Annotated in this window: 20 protein-coding genes; 11 read left to right on the top strand and 9 right to left on the bottom strand. The window is 71.1% G+C overall.

The window, feature by feature from the left end; genetic code table 11:
• Positions 1-6: 6 nt before the first annotated feature.
• Entirely contained in the window at positions 7-1,227 is a 1,221-nt protein-coding gene (locus OG331_RS45155) for an FAD-dependent monooxygenase (protein ID WP_406208407.1), read from the bottom strand.
• Between the two features lie 347 nt (positions 1,228-1,574).
• Between OG331_RS45155 and OG331_RS45150 the strand changes: the two genes are divergently transcribed.
• Together OG331_RS45150 and OG331_RS45145 are read left to right on the top strand one after the other, a co-directional pair.
• Positions 1,575-2,003, top strand: a complete 429-nt coding sequence (locus OG331_RS45150) for a tyrosinase cofactor (RefSeq protein WP_406208405.1) — start codon at positions 1,575-1,577, stop codon at positions 2,001-2,003.
• 91 nt (positions 2,004-2,094) lie between these two features.
• Positions 2,095-2,919 carry a tyrosinase MelC2 gene (locus OG331_RS45145; protein WP_383232414.1) on the top strand — a complete coding sequence of 275 codons (825 nt, stop codon included), beginning with the start codon at positions 2,095-2,097 and terminating at the stop codon, positions 2,917-2,919.
• 18 nt (positions 2,920-2,937) lie between these two features.
• Here the strand turns inward: OG331_RS45145 and OG331_RS45140 are convergent, their stop codons facing one another.
• Both OG331_RS45140 and OG331_RS45135 read right to left on the bottom strand, forming a co-directional pair.
• A complete protein-coding gene (locus OG331_RS45140; protein WP_406208401.1) occupies positions 2,938-3,633 on the bottom strand; it encodes a ribonuclease H in 696 nt (231 codons plus the stop codon).
• Between the two features lie 38 nt (positions 3,634-3,671).
• Positions 3,672-4,475, bottom strand: a complete 804-nt coding sequence (locus tag OG331_RS45135) for a VOC family protein (RefSeq protein WP_406208399.1) — start codon at positions 4,473-4,475, stop codon at positions 3,672-3,674.
• A 151-nt stretch (positions 4,476-4,626) separates the two neighbouring features.
• Here OG331_RS45135 and OG331_RS45130 point away from each other — a divergent pair, with 151 nt between their 5' ends.
• The 5 genes from OG331_RS45130 to OG331_RS45110 all read left to right on the top strand — a co-directional run bounded on the left by OG331_RS45130 (position 4,627) and on the right by OG331_RS45110 (position 10,442).
• Complete coding sequence (locus OG331_RS45130; protein ID WP_406210734.1) at positions 4,627-5,634, top strand: zinc-binding alcohol dehydrogenase family protein; 1,008 nt, start codon at positions 4,627-4,629, stop codon at positions 5,632-5,634.
• A 319-nt stretch (positions 5,635-5,953) separates the two neighbouring features.
• The gene (locus OG331_RS45125; RefSeq protein WP_406208397.1) at positions 5,954-7,390 is read left to right on the top strand and encodes a family 2B encapsulin nanocompartment shell protein; all 1,437 of its coding nucleotides are present in this window, start codon (positions 5,954-5,956) and stop codon (positions 7,388-7,390) included.
• A 16-nt stretch (positions 7,391-7,406) separates the two neighbouring features.
• Positions 7,407-8,465 carry a family 2 encapsulin nanocompartment cargo protein terpene cyclase gene (locus OG331_RS45120; protein ID WP_406208394.1) on the top strand — a complete coding sequence of 353 codons (1,059 nt, stop codon included), beginning with the start codon at positions 7,407-7,409 and terminating at the stop codon, positions 8,463-8,465.
• A gap of 50 nt (positions 8,466-8,515) precedes the next feature.
• Positions 8,516-9,394, top strand: a complete 879-nt coding sequence (locus OG331_RS45115; protein WP_406210731.1) for a geranyl diphosphate 2-C-methyltransferase — start codon at positions 8,516-8,518, stop codon at positions 9,392-9,394.
• A gap of 118 nt (positions 9,395-9,512) precedes the next feature.
• Positions 9,513-10,442 carry an SGNH/GDSL hydrolase family protein gene (locus OG331_RS45110; RefSeq protein WP_406208391.1) on the top strand — a complete coding sequence of 310 codons (930 nt, stop codon included), beginning with the start codon at positions 9,513-9,515 and terminating at the stop codon, positions 10,440-10,442.
• A gap of 15 nt (positions 10,443-10,457) precedes the next feature.
• On the opposite strand, the gene OG331_RS45105 is transcribed toward OG331_RS45110, so the two are convergent.
• Positions 10,458-10,937, bottom strand: a complete 480-nt coding sequence (locus tag OG331_RS45105; protein ID WP_362389205.1) for a VOC family protein — start codon at positions 10,935-10,937, stop codon at positions 10,458-10,460.
• Between the two features lie 124 nt (positions 10,938-11,061).
• Between OG331_RS45105 and OG331_RS45100 the strand changes: the two genes are divergently transcribed.
• The 3 genes from OG331_RS45100 to OG331_RS45090 all read left to right on the top strand — a co-directional run bounded on the left by OG331_RS45100 (position 11,062) and on the right by OG331_RS45090 (position 13,642).
• Positions 11,062-12,273: an epoxide hydrolase family protein gene (locus OG331_RS45100; protein ID WP_406208389.1), complete on the top strand. Its 1,212-nt coding sequence runs from the start codon at positions 11,062-11,064 to the stop codon at positions 12,271-12,273.
• A gap of 126 nt (positions 12,274-12,399) precedes the next feature.
• The gene (locus OG331_RS45095; RefSeq protein WP_362389203.1) at positions 12,400-13,038 is read left to right on the top strand and encodes an ATP-dependent Clp protease proteolytic subunit; all 639 of its coding nucleotides are present in this window, start codon (positions 12,400-12,402) and stop codon (positions 13,036-13,038) included.
• Between the two features lies 1 nt (position 13,039).
• Complete coding sequence (locus tag OG331_RS45090; RefSeq protein WP_383232435.1) at positions 13,040-13,642, top strand: ClpP family protease; 603 nt, start codon at positions 13,040-13,042, stop codon at positions 13,640-13,642.
• Between the two features lie 15 nt (positions 13,643-13,657).
• Here the strand turns inward: OG331_RS45090 and OG331_RS45085 are convergent, their stop codons facing one another.
• The 3 genes from OG331_RS45085 to OG331_RS45075 all read right to left on the bottom strand — a co-directional run bounded on the left by OG331_RS45085 (position 13,658) and on the right by OG331_RS45075 (position 15,910).
• On the bottom strand, positions 13,658-14,107 hold the full coding sequence (locus OG331_RS45085) for a helix-turn-helix domain-containing protein (RefSeq protein WP_406208384.1): 450 nt from the start codon (positions 14,105-14,107) through the stop codon (positions 13,658-13,660).
• A gap of 99 nt (positions 14,108-14,206) precedes the next feature.
• Positions 14,207-14,662 carry an ATP-binding protein gene (locus tag OG331_RS45080; protein ID WP_362389201.1) on the bottom strand — a complete coding sequence of 152 codons (456 nt, stop codon included), beginning with the start codon at positions 14,660-14,662 and terminating at the stop codon, positions 14,207-14,209.
• Between the two features lie 99 nt (positions 14,663-14,761).
• The gene (locus OG331_RS45075) at positions 14,762-15,910 is read right to left on the bottom strand and encodes a DUF6777 domain-containing protein (RefSeq protein WP_406208379.1); all 1,149 of its coding nucleotides are present in this window, start codon (positions 15,908-15,910) and stop codon (positions 14,762-14,764) included.
• A 181-nt stretch (positions 15,911-16,091) separates the two neighbouring features.
• Here OG331_RS45075 and OG331_RS45070 point away from each other — a divergent pair, with 181 nt between their 5' ends.
• Positions 16,092-17,378, top strand: coding sequence for a streptophobe family protein (locus OG331_RS45070; RefSeq protein ID WP_406208377.1), 1,287 nt, complete (start codon positions 16,092-16,094; stop codon positions 17,376-17,378).
• Positions 17,379-17,397: 19 nt separating this feature from the next.
• Here OG331_RS45070 and OG331_RS45065 read toward each other — a convergent pair whose 3' ends face one another.
• Positions 17,398-18,396 (bottom strand): serine/threonine-protein kinase, encoded by a 999-nt coding sequence (locus OG331_RS45065; protein WP_383232447.1) that lies wholly within the window; start codon positions 18,394-18,396, stop codon positions 17,398-17,400.
• Positions 18,386-18,931 carry a hypothetical protein gene (locus OG331_RS45060; protein WP_406208374.1) on the bottom strand — a complete coding sequence of 182 codons (546 nt, stop codon included), beginning with the start codon at positions 18,929-18,931 and terminating at the stop codon, positions 18,386-18,388. The genes OG331_RS45065 and OG331_RS45060 overlap by 11 nt, the downstream gene beginning before the upstream one ends.
• Positions 18,932-18,936: the final 5 nt, after the last annotated feature.

The raw sequence follows: 18,936 nt of genomic DNA, 5'->3' as shown, positions 1-18,936 counted from the left end.
GCACGGCTAGGTACGGGATGCCAGGGCCCTGGCGTGCACGGTGCGTGCGACCTTCGGTCCGAGCCAGCGCTTGAGGCGGCGCATGGCCTCCAGTTGCCCGGCGGCCCGGTCGATCTTGTAGTACAGCTGCGGCGGCAGATGCGGCAGCAGGGGTGAGTGGCGCTGGCCGAGCAGGGCGAACATCTGGTCCGGGGGCAGCTGGAGGTAGCGGGGCAGGTTCTCGTACCACTGGGCGCTGTAGCGGGCCGCGCTCTGAATGGACAACAGGGCCTGCTTGCGCTCCCGTTCGTAGTGGGCGAGCGCCTCTGGGACAGGGTGCTCGTGCAGCGCGTCGGCGAGGGCGATGGCGTCCTCCAGGGCGAGGGTGGTGCCGGCACCGATGGAGTAGTGGGTGGTGTGGGCGGCGTCGCCGAGCAGGACGAGGTTGTCGCGGTGCCAGGTGCGGTTGGCGAAGGTGCGGAAGGGCCGCCACTGGTCGCTTCCGTCGGGGCCTGAGCGGCCGATGAGAGGGTGGCCGTCGAGGACGCCGGCGAAGAGCTTCTCCAGCAGGGCCAGTCCGTCGGCCTCGCTCGCGGTGTCGAAGCCCAGGCCGGTCCAGGTCTCGGGGGCGCATTCGACGACGCAGGTGCTGGCATCCGAGCCTGAGCCCTTGCCGTAGCCGTACCCGTAACACCAGATCCAGCCGTGGGCGGTCTCGACGAAGGCGAAGGTGAACGCGTCGAAGACCTTGCTGGTGCCGAGCCAGAGGTAGCGGTTGCGGCCGGCTCTGGCCTGGGTACCGAAGTGGTCGGCGTACTGGGTGCGCAGGGAGCTGTGGACGCCGTCACCCGCGACGATCAGGTCGGCGGCGGGAAGGTTCTCCGGCGTGATCTCGTGCTCGTAGTCCAGGCGTACGCCCAGTGCCCGGGCGCGTTCGGCGAGGATCTCCAGCAGCCGGTGGCGGCCGATGCCGTGCCCCGAGTCGCTGGGCCGACGGGCCGTCACGTCCCGGACGTGGGCGACGCCTTCGTCCCAGCGGACCGAGCTCTCCTCGATGGCGCGAGCGGACACGGGGTCGCGCTCGTACAGCTTGACGAGCAGTCCGCGCCAGTACGTGACGCCCCAGCCGTAGGTGGAGCCCTCCGGATTGCGCTCGTGGACGGTGATGTCGTGCGACGGGTCCCGCAGCTTCAGCAGGATCGAGAGATAGAGGCCGGCGGGCCCGCCACCGACACAGGCGATCTTCACACATACCCCTTGAAAATACTCAAATCGGCCATATCTGCTCGGCAGAGTAGCAGGGCGGGCACCCCATCCCGCGGCATTGCGGATCGCGCCACTTTCCGCGCGTGAGGTGGGCCACGCGCGCCGGCTCCGCCGGCGAAGGACCTTCCGGAACGCGATCTACCGGGGGAGGAATTTCCCGTTCCGGGTCATCACGGCCACCACCGCGGCAAGATCACCTTCATTCAACCTTGCACGACATGTAGTTACTTGTCCGGATCGGGGCCAACCACTGTCGAGCGATTTCTTCCGCTCTCGTCCGGCCCGATAGGCATGCGGAGTCGTCAACCGAACGAACTCAGGAGGTCCGTATGCCGGAACTCAGCCGTCGCCGTGCGCTCACCGCCGCGGCCGCCCTCGCCACCGTGGCCGGTGTCCAGACGGTCACCGCCCCCACCGCCACCACCGCGTCCGCCACTCCGGCCGGGTCCACCGCGTCGACCGGGTCCACCGGCGGGCACGACCACCACGCCCCGACCCCGACCCCGACGCCCTTCGACGAGGTCTACAAGGGCCGACGGATACAGGGCGGGCCGGCCTCGGGCGGCGGTCACGAGCACCACGGCGGCGGATACGCCGTGCTCGTCGACGGGGTGGAACTGCATGTGATGCGCAACGCCGACGGCAGCTGGATCAGCGTCGTCAGCCACTACGACCCGGTGCCCACGCCCCGCGCCGCGGCCGGCGCCGCCGTGGACGAACTCCAGGGCGCCGCGCTCCTCCCCTTCCCCACCGGCTGACCCGCCGACTGAAGTACCGGCCGACCTCCGACTGTCGGCCGTCGATCCGCCGACTGCCGCGCCCCACCCGCACTTTGGAGCACCAGCGACCATGACCGTCCGCAAGAACCAGGCCCTGCTCACCGCCGACGAGAAGCGGCGATTCGTCTCCGCGCTCCTGGAGCTGAAGCGCAGCGGCCGCTACGACGAGTTCGTCACGACCCACAACGCCTTCATCGTCGGCGACACCGACAACGGCGAGCGCACCGGACACCGTTCACCGTCCTTTCTGCCCTGGCACCGCAGATTCCTGCTCGAGTTCGAGCGCGCGCTGCAGGAGGTGGACGCCTCGGTCGCGCTGCCGTACTGGGACTGGAGCAGCGACCGGTCGATACGGTCCTCGTTGTGGGCGCCCGACTTCCTCGGCGGCACCGGGCGCAGCCGCGACGGACAGGTGATGGACGGGCCGTTCGCGGCGTCGACCGGCAACTGGCAGATCAATGTGCGCGTCGACGGGCGTACGTTTCTGCGCCGGGCGCTCGGCGCCGGCGTCCGCGAGCTGCCGACCCGGGCCGAGGTGGAATCCGTCCTCGCCATGCCGACGTACGACATGGCGCCCTGGAACAGCGGTTCCGACGGCTTCCGCAACCACCTGGAGGGCTGGCGCGGCGTCAATCTGCACAACCGGGTGCATGTGTGGGTCGGCGGGCAGATGGCGACCGGCGCGTCGCCCAACGACCCGGTGTTCTGGCTGCACCACGCCTACATCGACAAGCTGTGGGCGGACTGGCAGCGCCGGCACCCCGGCTCCGCCTATCTGCCGGCCGCCGGGACGCCGAACGTGATCGACCTGGGCGACACGATGAAGCCCTGGAACGACGTACGCCCCGCGGACCTGCTGGACCACACCGCGCACTACACGTTCGACGCGGCCTGAGCCCCGCAGGGCTCGTGGTCATGCCTCGGCGGTCCGGCACTCCGGGTGGCCCCAGCCCTGCGTGTTCTTCGCGATGGACTCGCCCGCCGCGTAGCCGCGACCGCAGAGGCAGCGGCCGGGGAACTTGGCCTTGATGGTGCGCGAGGAGCTGCCGTTCTTCCGGGGCGCGGCAGCCTTGCGGCGCGGGGCCGCCTTGGCCTTGGGGGTGTCCGGGGAGGGCGGCGGCTCCGGTGAGCCGAGCCCGCTGCCCGCGGATTCCTGCACGGTGGCGGCCTGGCTGGCGGCGCGGTCGGCGAAGTCGTTCAGGGGGTCGCCGTCGACCTGGTGGGCGGGGACGTAGCGGAACTCGACCGTGCGGCCGTCGAGGAGTTCGTCGATGCGTACGACCAGTTCCTGGTTGGCTACCGGCTTTCCGGCGGCCGTCTTCCAGCCGTTGCGCTTCCAGCCCGGCAGCCAGGTGGTGACGGCCTTCATGGCGTACTGCGAGTCCATGCGGATCTCCAGCGGTACGCCCGGGTCGGTCGCGGTGAGCAGCTGTTCCAGGGCGGTGAGCTCCGCGACATTATTGGTGGCCTTGCCGAGCGGTCCCGCCTCCCAGCGGGCCGGGGTCTGAGTCTCGTCGGCGACGACCCAGGCCCAGCCCGCCGGTCCGGGGTTTCCCTTCGAAGCCCCGTCGCACGCGGCCACTACACGTTCAAGCATGTGCCCGATCATGCCATGGGCGGGCCGGGTGCCCGGAATCGCGGAGTCGGTCAGGAGACGTCGCTGAGCTTGGGCATGTCGCCCTCGGTCGTACCGGTGTCGATCACCGAGAAGTTCGCGCCCTGCGGGTCGCTCAGCGCCGCGAACCGGCCGAAGGGGCTGGTCATCGGGCCGAAGCGCAGCACACCGCCGAGCTTGGTGGCCTTGGCGACGGCGTCGTCGCAGTCGGGGACGTTGAAGTAGACGTTGATCCACGGCGGGATGTCGGGCGGGAAGTCGGACGTCATCTTCATCCGGCCCAGGGCCATGGTGTCCGCGCCGAGGGTGTAGAGGCGGAAGTCCATCTCGCCGTCTTCCATCTGCTGCTGCCCATAGCCGAATACGGCGGGGAAGAAGGCGTCGGACTTCTCCGGCTCGCGGGTGAAGATCTCCGACCAGCAGAAGGCACCGTGCTGATCCATCTCCGTCTCGAAGCCCTTGTGGGTGCCGGGCTGCCAGACACCGAAGACGACACCGCCGGGGTCCCGGGCCAGGCACATGCTGCCGAACTCGCCGACCGCCATCGGCTCCATCAGGATCTCGCCACCGTTCTCACGGATCTTGGCGGCGCTCGCGCCTGCGTCGGAGGAGGCGAAGTAGAGGCACCACTGCGACTGGCCCTCCTGACCGGGCATCGGCGGCACCACCGCGGCGGCCGCCTTGCCGTTCGCGTAGGCCTGGGTGTAGTTGCCGAACTCCGTCGACTCCTCGCCGAAGGTCCAGCCCAGGACGTCGCCGTAGAAGCTCTTCGCTCCCTCGACGTCACTGAACATCGCGTCGGCCCAGATCGGCGTTCCATCAGGTTTCACGGCCATGGTTGCGGCCCTCTCCCGGATCGGTGAGTTGTCCGGATTCTTACGCTAGTCACCCGGCCCTCCGGCCGCGCGCCGAATGCCCTGTTCCGCTCCAGACTGGGGGTGGACGGCAGCCGGTCGACGAACGGGACACGGTATGGCGGACGGGACGATGCGCGCGTGGTCGGTGGTCGAGCCGGGGCCGGTCGAGTCGGGGTCCCTGCGGCCGGTCGAGAAGCCGGTGCCGGTGCCGGGGGACGACGAGCTGCTCGTGCGCGTGCGGGCGTGCGGTGTGTGCCGCACGGATCTGCACGTCGCCGAGGGTGATCTGGAGGTGCACCGGCCGGGTGTGACGCCGGGGCACGAGGTCGTCGGCGTGGTCGCGGGGTTCGGGGCGGCCGTGAGCGGCTTCGGTATAGGGGAGCGGGTGGGGGTGGCCTGGCTGCGGCGGACGGACGGTTCGTGCGGGTACTGCGCGCGGGGCGCCGAGAACCTGTGCCCGGCTTCGGCGTACACCGGCTGGGACGCCGACGGCGGGTACGCCGAGTACACGACCGTGCCGGCCGCGTTCGCCTACCGGCTGCCCGACGGCCTGGACGACGTGGCGGGCGCGCCGCTGCTGTGCGCCGGGATCATCGGGTATCGCGCCCTGCGACGCGCCGCGCTGCCACCGGGCGGGCGGCTCGGGCTGTACGGCTTCGGGGGCAGTGCCCATCTGTGCGCGCAGGTGGCGATGGCCGAGGGCGCCACCGTGCACGTCCTCACGCGCGGGGCGGCCGCGCGGCAGCTGGCGCTCGATCTGGGCGCCGCCTCGGCGCGCGACGCGCAGGAGATGCCGCCCGAGCCGCTGGACAGCGCGATCCTGTTCGCGCCGGTCGGCGAGCTGGTCCCGGTCGCGCTGCGCGCCCTCGACCGGGGCGGCACCCTGGCCGTCGCGGGCATCCACCTCTCCGACGTCCCGGCACTGCACTACGAGACCGAGCTGTTCTACGAGAAGCAGCTGCGCAGCGTCACCTCCAACACGCGCGCGGACGGCCGTGAGTTCCTGGCACTCGCCGCCGAGCACTCCGTGCGCGCCACGACGCACACGTATCCGCTCTCCCGGGCCGACGAGGCACTGCGGGATCTCAAGGCCGGGCGCTTCGACGGAGCGGCCGTACTGGTGAACGACGTCTCCTGAGCCTCGTGGCCGCGCGCCGGACGGGACACGAAGTGCGAGAGCTCGCAGGTCGCGCGCCCCACGCGCCCGCACGTCGAGCCGAACGCGACCGGCGTGCGGGCACATGCGTGTGTGCCCTCTGCTTCCAGGGAGAGTTTGCACCACTCAGGTGATCAAACCGCCCCCTTCACGCCGTACCGACCCCACCACCTGCGCTGTTTGGCTTGTCCCTGCGGCGCGTGCGGCTCACCAGTGCCACTGGGCAGCCCTCATCACGCGCCCGCGGTTGCCGTCGTCACCGACCACTTCGCTCACGCCCGATCACCCTCTAGGGAGATACGTGTCCGTACCCGACAGCGCCACGGAACCCGCCACCGACGACTCCGCCTCCTCCGCCGACGGACAACTCACCAGTCTCGGCACCCATGCGGCGCGCCAGCTCACCACGACCACCAAGTCCGAACCGCAGATGCAGGCCATCTCCTCGCGATGGCTGCTGAAGATGCTGCCGTGGGTGGACGTCAAGGGCGGTACCTACCGGGTCAACCGGCGCCTCCAGCTGCGCGTGGGCCGTGGCCGGGTGCAGTTCGAGCAGAACGGCGCCGACGACATCAAGGTCATCCCGCAGACGCTCACCGAACTGCCCGCCCTGCGCGGCTACTCCGACATCGATGTCCTCAAGGAGATCGCGACCCGTTTCCGGGTGCGCGAGGTCCGGGCCGGCCAGGTGCTCGTCGCGGGCGGGCAGTCGGTCACGGAGGCCTATCTCGTCGTGCACGGCCGCTTCACCCGCTTCACCGAGGGCAAGTACGGCGAGGAGGAGATCCTCGGGGTCGTCACCGACGGCGACCAGCTCGGCGACGAGGCCATCGGCCAGTCCGACCCGCTGTGGCTGAGCTCGGTGCGTGCGGAGACGTCGGGTGTCCTGCTGGCACTCCCCTGGAACGTGGTCGCGGAGTTCGTCGACCGGGTGCCGTCCCTCGCGGCGCATCTGGAGGCGTACGGCGAACGCCAGAAGCTGCCCATGAACCGCAAGGGCGAGGCCGACGTTCCGGTGCAGGCCGGCCACATCGGCGAGCCGACGATCGGCGGTGGCTTCGTCGACTACGAACTCGCGCCGCGCGAGTACGAGTTGTCCCTCACCCAGACCGTGCTGCGCGTGCACACCCGGGTGGCCGACCTCTTCAACGACCCGATGAACCAGACCGAGCAGCAACTGCGCCTCACCATCGAGGAGATCCGCGAACGGCAGGAGTGGGAGCTGGTCAACAACCGGGAGTTCGGGCTGCTGGCCAACGCCGACCACGGGCAGCGCGTCAGCACCTTCACGGGGCCGCCGACCCCCGACGACATGGACGAACTGCTGTCGATGCGCCGCAAGACCAAGCTGTTCATCGCCCATCCGAAGGCGATCTCGGCCTTCTTCCGGCAGTGCAACCGGCGTGGTCTGGTGCCGGGCACGGCGAATGTCGACGGGCACGAGATCCCCGCCTGGCGGGGTGTGCCGATCTTCCCGTGCAACAAGATCCCGATCAGCCCGCAGCACACCAGCAGCATCATCGCGCTGCGCACCGGGGAGGGCGACCAGGGCGCCATCGGTCTGTATCAGACGGGCATTCCGGAGGAGTACCAGCCGGGCCTGAACGTGCGGTTCATGGGCATCGACGCCAACTCGATCATGCGCTACCTGGTCACCGCCTACTACTCGATGGCGATCCTCGTCCCCGACGCGGTCGGGATCCTGGAGAACGCCCAGATCGGCCGGACGGCCGAGTGACCGCGTGGAGCACCCGATGAGCGCGTCCTCCCCCGTCTCCGGCTTCGCACTGCCGGGACCGCCGAACATCGCGAGCTCGTTCGGCACCCAGCGGCGCACCGGGGCGATTCCCGGGCTCCGGTACCGGCAGGTGGCCCCCGCCGACCCCGTGAAGGCCGCGGAGGTCGACCGCAGGCTGGAGGAGTGGGCCCGGCATCTCGATCTGTTCCCCGAGGCGTGGAAGGGCGACTTCTCGGGGTTCCAGTTCGGGCGGGCCGTGGTGCTCCAGCATCCTCAGGCGCTCGATCTGGAACGTCTGACGGCCGCGGGCGAGTTGCTGCTCGCCGAGAACGTCGTCGACTCCTGCTACTGCGAGGAGGACGAGGGCCGGGGCGGAGCGCGCCGGGGCCTCGGGGGCCGGCTGATCATGGCCCAGTCGGCGCTCGACCCGTACCACGGCATCCCCGAGCTGGAGGAGCAGTGGCGGCACGGCGTGCGGGCCGACGGTCCGCTGCGCTCGTACCACTTCGCCCTCCAGGACTACGCCGCCTTCGCCACTCCGAGCCAGACCGACCGCTTCGTCCACGACATCGCCCGGCTGCACCTGGGCTATCTCGCCGAGGCCGCCTGGGCGGAGACCCGGTATGTCCCGCAGGTCTGGGAGTACCTGGTGATGCGGCAGTTCAACAACTTCCGCCCCTGTCTGTCGATCGTGGACGCCGTGGACGGCTACGAACTGCCCGAGGTGGTCTACGCCCGCCCCGAGATCCAGCGGATCACGGCGCTCGCCTGCAACGCCACCACGATCGTCAACGACCTGTACTCCTTCACCAAGGAGCTGGCGAGCGACCCCGACCATCTGAACCTGCCACAGGTCATCGCCGCGAACGAGCACTGCGGTCTGAAGGCCGCCTACCTCAAGGCCGTCGAGATCCACAACCGGATCATGGAGGCGTTCGAGGAGGAGTCGGCCCTGCTGTCCGCCACCTCACCGCTCGTCGAGCGGTACGCCCGGGGCCTGTCCGACTGGGTGGCCGGCAACCACGAGTGGCACTCCACCAACACCCACCGCTACCACCTGCCCAACTACTGGTAAAGCGCGATCGAATGACAGAGCGTCACAAGTACCAGCACGAGGAGTCACCGTTGACCATCGCCCCCGACGCCGGCACCAAGGCAGCATCGGTGCCGACCCAGTCCACGTACCAGACCCGCGTCGCGGACTACTGGAACGCCGAGGAGAACCCGGTCAACCTCGAACTCGGAAAGCTCGACGACCTCTACCACCATCACTACGGCATCGGAGCCGCCGACCGCTCCGTGCTCGACGAACGCGACCCGGACCTGCGGCGGGAGCGCATCACCACCGAACTGCACCGGCTGGAGCACGCCCAGGCCGAACTGCTCGCCGACCGGCTCGGCCCCCTCTCCCCCACCGACCGCGTCTTCGATGCCGGTTGCGGGCGCGGCGGCGGCAGCGTTACGGCGCATCTGCGGTACGGCTGCCACGCCGACGGCGTCACCATCTCGCAGAAGCAGGCGGAGTTCGCGAACGCCCAGGCCCGCAAGCGGGGCATCGACGGCCGGGTGCGCTACCACCACCGCAACATGCTCGACACCGGGCTACAGACCGGGGCGTATGCGGCCTCGTGGAACAACGAGTCGACCATGTACGTCGAGCTCGACCTGCTGTTCGCCGAGCACGCCCGGCTGCTGCGCCGCGGCGGCCGCTACGTGACCATCACCGGCTGCTACAACGACACCTACGGCCGCGCCTCGCGCGAGGTGTCCCTGATCAACGCCCACTACATCTGCGACATCCACCCACGCTCGGAGTACTTCCGCGCCATGGCCCGAAACCGGCTCGTCCCGGTCCATGTGGAGGACCTCACCGAGGCGACCATGCCCTACTGGGAGCTGCGCCGTGAGGCCGAGCACCTGGTGACGGGCATCGAGGACACGTTCCTGAACGCGTACCGCAACGGCAGTTTCCAGTACCTGCTGATCGCGGCGGACCGCGTCTGACCGACCGTCGGGTGCGCGTCGGCCATGGGTGGGCCATGGCCGACGCGTGCCTTCCGCCTTGGGCCCGGCTGTGCTTGCCTGGGGAACCGTTTTCGGTGCCCGGGGCGGGAGTTGCCGTATGCGCAGGCCGTGGATCGTGGGGCTACTGCTGGCCGCCGTGCTGCTCGGCGCGTGCGGGGATCCGGCGTCCGAGCCGGAGGCGGCGCCGCCTCCGGACGCACCGCAGGCGTCGGTGACCACGCAACAGCGGGCGCCGGCCTCCCCGAGCGCGAGCACCGGCACCGGCACCGGCACCGATGAGAAAGCCCCTGCGAAGGCGCCCACCGTGCTGTACCTGGGCGACTCCCTCGCCATGGAGGCGCAGGACGTGCTCGGGCAGGAGTTGCGCCGCGAGCTGGGGGCGACGTACACGAGCGCCCCCTATTCGGGTACGACCCTGTGCGACTACCTGGAGGGCACCGGCGAGCGGTCCCTCGTGCCGGTCGCGGACAAGGCGGCCGCCCTGGTGCGCAGGCTGCGGCCGGACTTCGTGGTGCTGCAGTTCTGGGGGAACGCGTGGGGCTACACCCCGTGCATGGACGGGATCACCCATGACGCCTCGCCCGGGAAGTACTTCAAGCGGTACGAGGCCGACCTGAAGCGGCTCACCGACCAGATCGCCGCGGCCGGTGAGACACGGATCGTCTGGGTGCTGCAGGGCCCGGATCCGATCACTCCCGACCGGGTCCGGCGCGTCAACGCCCTGTACGAGGTGCGGGCCGGCGCCTCGGGCGGCCTGCTCGCCGACGCGGCCAAGGCGCTGAGCGCGGCCGGGGCCCGTCACGCCTGGGTCCAGTACCTGCCGTGCACGGCGTACGAGCGCGCGCACGCCGAGTACTGCACCCAGCCGGACCGCGACCGGACCGCCCTGCACCGTGACGACGACTACCTGCACTTCTGTCTGGCACCGACGACCTCGAAGCCGAGGCCGTGCCCGGTCCGCTCGCCCGGGATCCTGCGGATCGCCCGGGAGGTCACCCGGGTGATCGGCACGCACGCCGCCGGTTGACGGCGGGCCGGTTCACTACCCGACGTAGGCCTTCTCCAGAGCGGCGATGTCGAACTTGCCCATCTCCATGAAGGCCTTGGTCACGCGGGCCGCCTTCGCCGGGTCCGGGTCGGTGACCATGGCGTCGAGACTGTCCGGGACTACCTGCCAGGACAGCCCGAACCTGTCCTTGAGCCAGCCGCACGGGCCGGGCTCGCCGCCGCCCTCGGTGAGCTTCTCCCAGTAGTAGTCGATCTCCTCCTGGTTCTCGCAGAAGATCATGAAGGAGGTCGCCTCGGTGAACTTGAACTGGGGGCCGCCGTTGAGCGCGAGGAACTTGTGGCCGTTGGCCGTGAACTCGACGGTCATGACGGAGCCGGCCGGCTGCATCGCGCCCTCGGGGTAGCGCGCGACCTTGCCGATGCCGGAGTTCTTGAACACGGAGACGTAGAAGTTGGCGGCCTCCTCGGCCTGGCCGTCGTACCAGAGACACGTGGTGAATCCGTCGGTTGCCATGGGTACCTCCTGGGCGTGCGGAACGCTGTCACCTGTACCGACCGATCCTCGCCCCGGAACTCATCGGTCGCGCGGCCGGATAATCCACGTGGCCGTTACACCGTTCGGAACTAGCATCGCCGTCATGACGCCTTCTCCCGCCGTCAACGGCATCCATCCCTTCCGTATCGACATTCCGCAGAGCGACCTGGACGACCTGCACGACCGCCTGGACCGCATCCGGTGGCCCGACGAGCTGCCCGGGGTCGGATGGGCCTACGGCGTGCCGTCGGAGTACCTGCACGAGCTGGTGCGGCACTGGCGACACGAGTACGACTGGCGGGCGGCGGAGGCACGGCTGAACGAGTGGCCGCAGTTCACGACCGAGATCGACGGCGCGCATGTGCACTTCGCGCACATCCGCTCGCCCGAGCCCGACGCCACCCCGCTGATCGTCACGCACGGCTGGCCGGGTTCGATCGTGGAATTCCTGGACATCGTCGGTCCGTTGACGGACCCGGCGGCGCACGGGGGTGATCCCGCCGACGCCTTCCACGTGGTCCTGCCGAGCATTCCCGGATTCGGGTTCTCCGGCCCGACCCGCGAGACCGGCTGGGAGGCGCGTCGCATCGCCGACGCGTGGGTCGAGCTGATGACACGCCTCGGCTACGAGCGGTTCGGCGCCCAGGGCGGCGACTGGGGCGCGGGGATCTCCCGCGAGCTGGGCCGCGTCCACCCCGACCGGGTCATCGGCATCCACCTCAATCTCCTGCCCGGCGCGCAGGCGTCCACCGAGCCGACTGACGAGGAGCTGGCGGCGCTGAGCCCCGAGGAGCGGGAGCGGACGCTCACCTCCTGGCGGCGGTGGGCCCAGTGGCTCCGGGGATCGACGGGCTACTTCCACGTGCAGTCCACCCGGCCGCAGACCCTGTCGTACGCCCTCACGGATTCGCCGGTCGGCCAACTCGCCTGGATCGTCGAGAAGTTCCAGGAGTGGACCGACTCCGAGCAGCTGCCCGAGGAGGCCGTCGACCGTGACCAGATGCTCACCAACGTGATGCTGTACTGGCTGACGGGCACGGCGGGATCGTCCGCCCGGGTGTACTACGAGCGCGCCCATGCCCAGGGTGACCGGGTGGCCGCACAGCACGAGCCCTCGACCGCCCCGACCGCGGTGGCGTCCTTCTTCGGCGACCCGCAGATCCCCCTGCGGCACAAGGCGGAGCGGACGGAGAACATCGTGCGCTGGACGGAGTTCGGCCGGGGCGGGCACTTCGCGGCGATGGAGGAGCCGGACCTGCTGGTGGGGGACGTACGGGCGTTCTTCCGGCAGATGCGTGAGAAGGGCGAGGGCTGACGCGGCAGAGACCTGGACCGCCGCTCTGCCGGTAGCGAATCTGCCGCGGGCAGAGAAACCGCATTCCGGCGTCGTCCGAGGTCAAGAGTGGAGTCGAAGGCATCCCTGCCACCACGAGGAGAACCGATGACTCCACTCACCACGCTCGCGCCGCGGGCCGAGGAGGGCGACACCGCGCCCACCCGCTTCGACGACCAGTTGGCCGCCCAGCTCCTCGGCCAGCGCATCGTCCTGCTGGGCACCCAGGTCGACGAGGTCTCCGCGAACCGGGTCTGCGCGCAGCTGCTGATCCTGTCCGCGGAGGACCCGCGCACCGACATCAGCCTGTACATCAACAGCCCGGGCGGCTCCGTGCACGCGGGCTTGGCCATTTACGACACGATGCGGCTGATCCCGAACGACGTCGCGACGCTCGCCATGGGCTTCGCGGCCAGCATGGGCCAGTTCCTGCTGAGCGTCGGCAGCGCGGGCAAGCGGTACGCGCTGCCGAACGCGCGGATCATGATGCACCAGCCGTCGGCGGGCATCGGCGGCACCACCGCCGACATCGAGATCCAGGCGGAGAACCTGGAGTTCACGAAGAAGACCATCGAACGGATCACCGCCGAGCACACCGGCCAGAGCCCGGAGACCATCTCCCGGGACGGTGACCGCGACCGCTGGTTCACGGCCGAGGAGGCCAGGGAGTACGGCATGGTGGACCAGGTCGTGGAGTCCCTCGCGGACGTCCGCCCGGCCGCCTCCAAGCGACGGATGGGGCTGTGACATGGGCAACTACACGATTCCGTACGTCGTCGAGCGGACCGCGCACGGCGAGCGGTCCTCCGACGTGTTCAGCCGGCTGCTGTCGGAGCGGATCATCTTCCTCGGTACGGAGATCGACGACGGCGTCGCCAACGTCGTCATCGCGCAACTCCTGCATCTGGAGTCTTCGGCTCCGGAGAACGAGATCGCGATCTACCTCAACTCCCCCGGCGGCTCGTTCACTTCGCTGATGGCGATCTACGACACGATGACCTACGTGCAGGCACCGATCTCGACCTTCTGCGTCGGCCAGGCCGCTTCCACCGCGGCCGTTCTGCTGGCCGGAGGGGATCCGGGGCGGCGGTTCGTGCTCGAGCACGCGCGCGTGCTGCTCGGCCAGCCCGCCACCGGCGGCAGCCGGGGCATGGTGTCCGACCTCGCCCTCCAGGCCAAGGAGATGGTCCGGATCCGCTCGCAGGTCGAGGAGGTGCTGGCGCGGCACACCCACCACGACATCGCGACCCTGCGGGCGGACATGGACCGCGACAAGGTGTTCACCGCCGAGGAGGCCGTGGCGTACGGCCTCGCCGACGAGGTGGTGAGCCGGCGCCTCGCGCGGGTCTGAGGCGCCGGCGCGACCTCACGCCGCGAGGCACATCCCGTCGTACCGTGAACCGGCCCTGGTGCGGCTGCCGGTGGGGGCGCGGCGGGCGGTGAGCCGGAGGAGCTCGCCCTGCGCCTGTGACAGCAGGTCGCCGAGGCCGAGTCCGAGGGCGTGGGCGGCGGCCGCCAGGACCTCCGAGGAGGCCTCCTTGCGGCCGCGCTCCACCTCCGAGAGGTACGGCATGGAGATCCGGGCGGCGTCGGCCACGTCCTTCAAGGTGCGTTCCTGGGCGAGGCGCTCGCGGCGCAGGACGTCGCCGACCAGGTCGCGCCACAGGGGTTCCTTGGCTGCCGGGGCGGGCGGTGTGGCGGCGGGCGCGGGTGCCGGGGTGGCAGGGCGTTCGGACGCGGGGCGGGTCGTTCCCGGGCGCGCGGCCGGCGGGCGCAGGGGAATGACGCGGGCTTCGTTCGGCGCTTGTTTGCTCACTTTCCCAGCCTATGAGCGTGCGACGGCAGGGGAAGGGACCGGCGTTCTGCCCTGGGGGAAATCGCGGCTACGAACCGGCACCGAATTCCCGGCCGCCGGTCACTCGTCGGCCAGCCGCAGCACCGCCCGCACCAGCTTGCCGACCGGCACCCGTTCCACGGCGACTTCGGCGGCCAGCGCATGGACGATCTCCAGTCCGTGCCGGCCGACCCGCTGCGGATCCTTGGGATAGCGGCGCGGCAGGGCGGCGCTGCTGTCGTACACGCAGACCGTCACCGCGTCGTCGGTGCCCTCCAGATCCAGGATGTACGGGCCGTTGCTGTGCCGGTCGGCGTTGGTGACCAGTTCGCTGACCACCAACAGCACCTTGTCCTCGGCCGGCTGCCCGATCGTGGCGCACCACTCGGTCCTGAGCCGCCCGAGGAACAGCGCTGCGAAGGACCGCGCCTCGGCGATGCATCCCGGTTCACCGCTGTAGTGCGCCGCCCGCCGAAGCGGTTCCACGGGCACGTCGAAACCAGTCGGAATCACTGCCCCGTCCACGTGCTCGATCATGCGTTTCTCTCTCGGAAGCCGGCCCCGGCCGGACGCTGCTGCACCAGTCCTGTTACCCAGAGCGGGGCCGCGCAGTCCCCGTGCAGGTCGCGCCGTACGTCACAGCGGCGGCGACTGCGACGCGCCCTCCGCGGGCGCCGACCGGGACGTCGTGGTCGTGTCCTCGTCCGGCGGCGGGGCGGGGGGCTCGGGCGACTCGGGCTCGGTCGTCGGGGGTTCGGGGGCCGAGGTCTCCGGAGCGGGCGATTCCGGGGTCGATGGCGGCGGACTGGACGGGGAACTCGGGGACGTCGGCGTCGACACGCTCACCGATGGGGAGGGCTTCACCGGTCGGTCGGTCTTCTTGTCCTTGTCGCCGTCGTCGCCGCGCTCGCGGGCGACCCACTCGTCGCGCTCGTCGTCGAAGATGACGAACACGTTGATGACCGTCGTCGAGGGCACGACCACGACGACGTTCGAGGAGCGGTAGGACGGCCAGGAGTCTCCCGTCCGTTCGAGCGTGCCCTGCTGGGCGACCGGCGGGGTCAGCGGGTTGCCGCAGGCGCAGCGCACCCGGGGCACCCCGCGGTCGTCGACCAGCACCGCCGTGCCGCTCTGGAGGACGGCCTGGTAGCGGGTGGCGGCGCCGTCGCGGTAGCCGTGATTGGTGACACGGGTGTCCAAGCGCAACTGGACGGGGGTGAGCGCGCGCAGATATGCGGGGACGTCGTCGGCGTCGACGCGCGCGACCGACGCGAACGCCCTGTTCCTGTCCGGGGCCGCCCGGAGGTAGTCGATCTGCTTCTCGACGTCGCACGCGGCGGTGTCGCGGGTGCCGCCGTACAGGCCGGGCGCGCCGCCCTCCACCCCGCGTACCGCGTTCGACGGCGCCGACTCGGTGGCCTGGGTGGGGGTGGCGGGCGGGGCGGAGCTGTCCGTGGCCGTGGACTCGGTGAACGGGTCGGGTCCCGTCTTGCCGGCGGCCTGGAGGAAGACCTCCCCGTCGGCGCTCGTGCCGGTGCCGCCGTCGCCGCCGTCACCACGGGAGAGGACGACGGCGAGGATCACGGCGGCCACGACCACGACGGCGATCGCCGCGACGCGGGGCGCGGACCGCCACCAAGGGCGCCGCGGCTCGGGGCCGGGTGCTCCGGTGCCGCCGGTCGGTGGGGGCTGCGAGGGCGGCTCGGAGGGTGGCTGGGAAGGACCCGACAGGGGGCCCGAGGGCGGTCCTGTGGGGCGGCCGGACGACGGAGGTTCGACGCTCACGAAGCCTTCTTCCCAGCGTGACAGGTGGCGCTTCCGCCGCGCACTCGCCGCGCACCATTGTCACTTTTGTCGCTTCTCTACGGTGGTCCCATTCTGTGCTCCGGTGCCGCGCCGCCCGCAAGCCGACGCGGACGGCCCTCCTGGCGGGCGTGGTGCCGAGGCGCTGCTTAGCGTGGGCAGGGTGAGTTCGCCGACCCCCTCCCGAACGGCCGTGGCCGCCCATGGCTGGGTGCAGGCCTTCCTCGCGGTCCTGGCCGGGCTGGTGGCGATGGGGGTGGTCGCCACGCTCGGGCTGTGGGCGGCCGGGGCCGCAGACCTCCCGGACAACGCCTTCCCCCGCGTCGTCGCGGCGACCGTCGTCACGGCGGTCGGCGGCACGATCGAGCTCTCGGGCAACGCCGGAGGGCTGGCCGAGTCCGACGCCGGGCTGACTGTGATCCCGCTGTCCGTCACGCTCGCCGGTGCGCTCGTCCTGGCCGCCGGTTTCCTGCGTCCGCTGCGGCACCGGGCGGTCGCCGGAGCTGGGGAGCTGGCCGGCTGGGCCGTAAGGATCGCCGCGCTGTGGCTCGTCGCGCTCCTGGCGCTGGCCCTCGCCGCCAGCCAGACGTTCTCCCTCTCCCTGCGCGACCTCGGGGAGGACGCGCTCGGCGACCTCGGGGACCTGTTCGGCATCTCGCCCGAGGTCGGCTTCACCACCCACATCCCGGCGACCCTGTTCTTCGGGCTGCTGTGGCTGGCGGGCGTGCTGGTGCTGGCCCTGCTGGTCTCGCGCGGGGCTCCGCTGCCGGGCCGGCTGCTGCGCTTCCAGGAGTCGGTGCGGCCGGCCGCGTACGCCATGGTGGCGCTGCTGCTCGCATACGTCGTGCTGGGTGTCGTCATCGGCCTGGTCGTGGCGGCGACGCGCGGACACGCGGCCGAGACGTTCGCGGTGATCCTGCTCGGTCTGCCGAACCTGGTGTGGCTCGCCCTGACGATCGGGCTCGGCGCGACCTGGAACGGTCGGGTGGACGGGCCGTTCGGGCTGCCCATGCCGCAGGTGCTCGACGAGGTGCTGCGCGGCCGCGAGGCGGCCGAGCTGAATCTGGGCACGCTCGCCGAGCACGACGGCCGGGTGTGGTGGCTGGTCGCCGTCGACGCGGTCCTGCTGCTGGCTGCCGCGTTCGTGATGGCGAGGCGTTCACCCGCCCGGATACGCGCCTGGCAGCATTCCGTGCACATGGCGGTCGCGCTGGCGCTGACGGTGCTGATGATCTGCCTCGTCGGCCGGACGTCCGCGCACTACGGCCTGTCGGTGCTGGGCATCGGTGACCTCGGCGGGGATCTGGGCGGCGAACTGTTCCTGCGGCCCGAGGTGTGGGGCGCCATCGGCCTGGCACTGCTGTGGGGGCTGGTCACCGGGCTCCTCGGTGGGCTGCCGGCGAAGCGGGTGCGGCACAGGGGCGAGGTGCCGCCGCGCGTGGAGGGATGATCGGCCTCACCGGTGCCGGTCACCGCCGGAAGACCGGCTCGGCCCAGCGGGGCGGTGGTTTCGGCTCGTCCCTCGCGGACTCCTTCGCCCGCTCCACGACCCTCAGGTCCACCTCCGTCGGCGCGTGCCCCTGCGCCGCACCGCCCGCGACCGCGGCGCGCAGGTCGGCGACGAAGGCGAGACAGGAGTCCTGCCGGTCGTCGGGGCTCTTGGCCAGCGCCTTGGCGAACACGGCGTCGACGGCCGGGGCGAGGTCCGGGCGCGCCTCGGTCAGGGGCGGTGGCTGGTCGTACTGGTGGGCCCACAGCAGGGCCATGTCGTTGTCTCGGCGCAGCGGCGGGTGGCCGGCCAGGCACTCGTAGACCACACAGGCGAAGCCGTAGACGTCACAGCGGGCGTCGACCGGTTTGCCCGAGATCTGCTCCGGGGCCACGTAGTCGAGGGTGCCGACGAACTGGCCGACGGTCGTGAAGCCGGTCAGGGACAGCGACTTCTTCGTCAGGCCGAAGTCGGTGAGGTACACGTGCTCGGGGTGATCACTGTCGGTGCCGCGCGCGACGAGGATGTTGCCGGGTTTCACGTCCCGGTGGACCAGGCCGTGATCGTGCGCCGCGTCGAGGGCGGAGGCGACCTGGGCGGCGATGCGCAGGGCCGTCGGGGGCGTCAACGGGCCCTGGCGGTCGAGGAGATGGCGCAGGTCGCTGCCGGAGACGTAGCGCATGGCGATGTACAGGACGCCGTCCGTCTCGCCCGCCTCGAAGACCGGCACGATGTGCGGATGGTCGATCGCGGCGGCGGCCCGGGACTCGTGGGTGAAGCGGCGCCGGAAGGTGTCGTTGCGGGAGAGTTCGGGGGCGAGGAGCTTGAGGGCGACGGTGCGGTCGAGGCGGAGGTCGAGGGCACGGTAGACGACCGCCATGCCGCCGCGCCCGATCTCGCGCTCGATGCGGTAGCCCGCGATCTCCCGGCCGATCAGTTCGGAGGGGCGGCCGGAGAAGAGGCTCGTGTCACGGACCATCGGGCGTCACGACCTGCGTCGGGGCGTGGCCGGGGTCCGTGGCGGCGCGGGGGCCCTCGTCCGTGGCGTATGTGCTCAGCCGGGTGCCGTCCGCGTACACCCACCGGCCGTGCTCGGCGTCGTAGAGCCACATGGACTCCCCGTCGACGACGACCCCGATGCGCAGCCCCGATGTGCGGACGCGGAAGGACTCGCCGTCCAGGCCGCCGGCCGCGAGGTCGTCGACCGCGGACCGGTACCCGGCCAGCACCCGCTCGACTCGGGCGAGCAGCGGGCGCGGGTCCGCGGCAGTGGTGAGCGGTCCGGCGTCGGCGGTGGGCGGGTCCTGCGGGACGGCGACCAGGTGGCGGCCGTCGACCCAGGCCGACCAGCCGTTGGCGCACAGGATGTGCCCCCAGTCGCCCTGCCGTTCGAGGAGCTGGACCGGCAGGAACGCATCCAGGGGCACGGTGGGCCGGCCGGGGTCGGGTGCCTCCCAGGCGGGCATGCCGTGCTGGGGGACGACGTGGGTGGGCCGGAAGCCGGGGGACGTCATGGGCG

This window comes from Streptomyces sp. NBC_01017 (assembly GCF_045162795.1).
Taxonomy (GTDB): Bacteria; Actinomycetota; Actinomycetes; order Streptomycetales; family Streptomycetaceae; genus Streptomyces; species Streptomyces machairae.
The sequence above is the reverse complement of the archived record's forward strand: the minus strand, read 5'-3'. Positions and strand labels throughout refer to the sequence as shown.

Bases quoted from the DNA above. Each gene is read 5' to 3' on its own strand.
- OG331_RS45090 (WP_383232435.1), top strand. From the start codon at position 13,040: ATGGGCAACTACACGATTCCGTACGTCGTCGAGCGGACCGCGCACGGC.
- OG331_RS45145 (WP_383232414.1), top strand. From the start codon at position 2,095: ATGACCGTCCGCAAGAACCAGGCCCTGCTCACCGCCGACGAGAAGCGG.
- OG331_RS45130 (WP_406210734.1), top strand. From the start codon at position 4,627: ATGCGCGCGTGGTCGGTGGTCGAGCCGGGGCCGGTCGAGTCGGGGTCC.
- OG331_RS45065 (WP_383232447.1), bottom strand. From the start codon at position 18,396: ATGGTCCGTGACACGAGCCTCTTCTCCGGCCGCCCCTCCGAACTGATC.
- OG331_RS45150 (WP_406208405.1), top strand. From the start codon at position 1,575: ATGCCGGAACTCAGCCGTCGCCGTGCGCTCACCGCCGCGGCCGCCCTC.
- OG331_RS45105 (WP_362389205.1), bottom strand. From the start codon at position 10,937: ATGGCAACCGACGGATTCACCACGTGTCTCTGGTACGACGGCCAGGCC.
- OG331_RS45120 (WP_406208394.1), top strand. From the start codon at position 7,407: ATGAGCGCGTCCTCCCCCGTCTCCGGCTTCGCACTGCCGGGACCGCCG.
- OG331_RS45110 (WP_406208391.1), top strand. From the start codon at position 9,513: ATGCGCAGGCCGTGGATCGTGGGGCTACTGCTGGCCGCCGTGCTGCTC.
- OG331_RS45080 (WP_362389201.1), bottom strand. From the start codon at position 14,662: ATGATCGAGCACGTGGACGGGGCAGTGATTCCGACTGGTTTCGACGTG.
- OG331_RS45135 (WP_406208399.1), bottom strand. From the start codon at position 4,475: ATGGCCGTGAAACCTGATGGAACGCCGATCTGGGCCGACGCGATGTTC.
- OG331_RS45140 (WP_406208401.1), bottom strand. From the start codon at position 3,633: ATGATCGGGCACATGCTTGAACGTGTAGTGGCCGCGTGCGACGGGGCT.
- OG331_RS45100 (WP_406208389.1), top strand. From the start codon at position 11,062: ATGACGCCTTCTCCCGCCGTCAACGGCATCCATCCCTTCCGTATCGAC.
- OG331_RS45095 (WP_362389203.1), top strand. From the start codon at position 12,400: ATGACTCCACTCACCACGCTCGCGCCGCGGGCCGAGGAGGGCGACACC.
- OG331_RS45060 (WP_406208374.1), bottom strand. From the start codon at position 18,931: ATGACGTCCCCCGGCTTCCGGCCCACCCACGTCGTCCCCCAGCACGGC.